At 70.4% G+C, this 2325-nt stretch carries 1 protein-coding gene; it reads left to right on the top strand.

The features are described 5' to 3' along the window. Nucleotides 1–69: 69 nt before the first annotated feature. Nucleotides 70–2325, top strand: a 2256-nt coding sequence (mobF, locus tag ABD073_RS05120; RefSeq protein WP_343872832.1) for a MobF family relaxase, incomplete at its 3' end; no start/stop codon positions are given.

The raw sequence follows: 2325 nt of genomic DNA, 5'->3' as shown, positions 1-2325 counted from the left end.
TGACCGCATGCCCGCGGCCAGCACCACCCAGTAGAACCCGCCACTTACACCGTTAATCGGACACTCCCGGTGGGCCGGGGCTGCTCATCCATCAGTGACGACTTTGCCGGTTCCCAAGTGACGGCGGAGCAGATGCAGTTGTTATTCGGCGCTGGACAGCACCCGCTGGGGCACGAACGGGCCGCCGAGCTGGGGGCTGACGCGTCGGAGCGTGAGCTGCTTGAGGCCTACCGGTTGGGGGCGCCGTTCAAGCTGCCGTCGGAGGTGTCGAACTTCCGTGTCGAGGTGGCGCGTCGGGTGGCGGAGTGGAGCATCAGCCGTGGCCTGGAGGCGGATGCGAGGGTTCCGGGTGAGGTGCGGGCCGGGATCCGCAGCCAGGTGGCGGCGGAGTTCTTCGTCCGGGAGATGGGCCGCCCGCACGTCGATGCGCGGGAGCTGGCAGGTGCGGTGGCGCGGTACTCGCGGCCGGGTCGTTCGGTGGTGTCCGGTTTCGACTTGACCTTCTCCCCGCCGAAGAGTGTGTCGACGTTGTGGGCGATCGCCGACCTTCCGACCGCGGCGATGGTCGAACGCGCCCACCACGACGCGGTGGCGGAGGCGCTGCGGTTCGTCGAGGACCATCTGCTCTACACCCGCGAGGGCGCGAAGGGGGTGCGGCAGGTCGACGTCGACGGGCTGGTCGGCGCGGCGTTCACCCACCGTGACTCCCGCGCCGGCGATCCCGACCTGCACACGCATGTGGCGGTGGCGAACAAGGTCCGCGCCACTGGGTCGGGCAAGTGGCTGGCGATCGATGCCCGGCTCCTCTACCAGGGCGTGGTCGCGGCATCCGAGACCTACAACACGGCCCTGTACAAGCGCCTCGAAGCGCACGGGCTGCGGTTCGAGGACCGCGCCATGGGGGCTGGGAAGCGTCCGGTGCGTGAGGTGGTCGGGGTGCCGGCCGAGTTGAACGAGCGGTGGTCGTCACGGCGTCGAGCGATCGAGCAACGGCGCGGTGAGCTCGCGTCGTCGTTCCAGGACGATCATGGACGGCCGCCGACGGTGGTGGAGGGCTACGACCTGGCGCAGCGTGCGACGTTGGAGACCCGCGACGCCAAACACGCGCCCCGCACCATCGCTGAGCAACGCGCCGCGTGGCGGGCCGAGGCCATCGCCGTCCTCGGCAGCCCGCAGGCAATCACCCACGTCGTCCAGGCGGCACTTCACCCCGCCCAGGCGCAGGAGTTGCCGGTGGCCGACAGCGGCTGGTTCGACGCCGCCACCTCACGTGTGGTGGCGGCGATGGAGCGCCGCGGCGCGACGTGGCGACGCACCGATGTCAGGGCCGAGGCTCAACGCCAGGTGCGCCTGACGGCCACCCCCACCGGCACAGTCGATGCCGCCGTCGACCTGCTCACCGCGATGGCCCTCGAAGCATCCGTCCCGTTGGAGAAGCCCACCTTCGGGATCACCGAACCCGCACCGCTGCGCCGAGCGGACGGATCGAGCGTGTACACCGTCGCCGGATCGACCCTGTTCACCTCCCACCGCATCCTGCACGCAGAGGAAGACATTCTTTCCCTCGCCGGCACGGACGGCGGAGCCTCGATGGCGCAGCCGGTGCTGGAGGCGTCGTTGGCGATGTCGGCCGCCGAACGCGGTTTCGCCCTCAACCCGGGGCAGTCGGCGCTGGTGGAGCAGCTGGCGACATCGGGGCGTCTGGTGCAGCTCGCGATCGCGCCGGCCGGGTCGGGCAAGACCACCGCCATGCACGCCCTGGCGGCGGCGTGGGAGGCCTCTGGCCACACTGTCGTCGGCCTCGCCCCCTCGGCCGCCGCCGCGTCCCAGCTGTCCCAATCGACCGGGTTGGAGGCTGACACCCTCGCCAAACTCGCCTGGGGCATCACCCACGACCAACTCCCCCACTGGGCCCAGACCATCACCGCCGGCTCGATGGTCATCATCGACGAGGCCGGCATGGCCGACACCCTCACCCTGGCCACCGTCACCGGCTGGGCCACCACACGCGGCGCCGTCGTCCGGCTCATCGGGGACGACCAACAGCTCGCCGCCATCGGCTCCGGCGGCCTGCTGCGCGACATCCAAACCCGGCACGGCGCCGCCACCCTCGACGAACTGATGCGCTTCACCGACCCCGCCGAAGCCGCCGCCTCCCTCGCCCTCCGCCAAGGAGACACGGCCGCGATCGGGTTCTACCTCGACAACGACCGCGTCCACGTCGGCGACCTGGCCACCGTCACCGACAACGCCTTCACTGAACCGCCCCGGCATGTCCGGAGAGTGAATTCGTTGAAAGGATCACTCTCATGGCACGTGCTTCGA

The organism is Luteococcus peritonei, assembly GCF_039526385.1.
Lineage (GTDB): Bacteria > Actinomycetota > Actinomycetes > Propionibacteriales > Propionibacteriaceae > Luteococcus > Luteococcus peritonei.
This window is presented reverse-complemented; position numbering and strand designations above follow the sequence as displayed.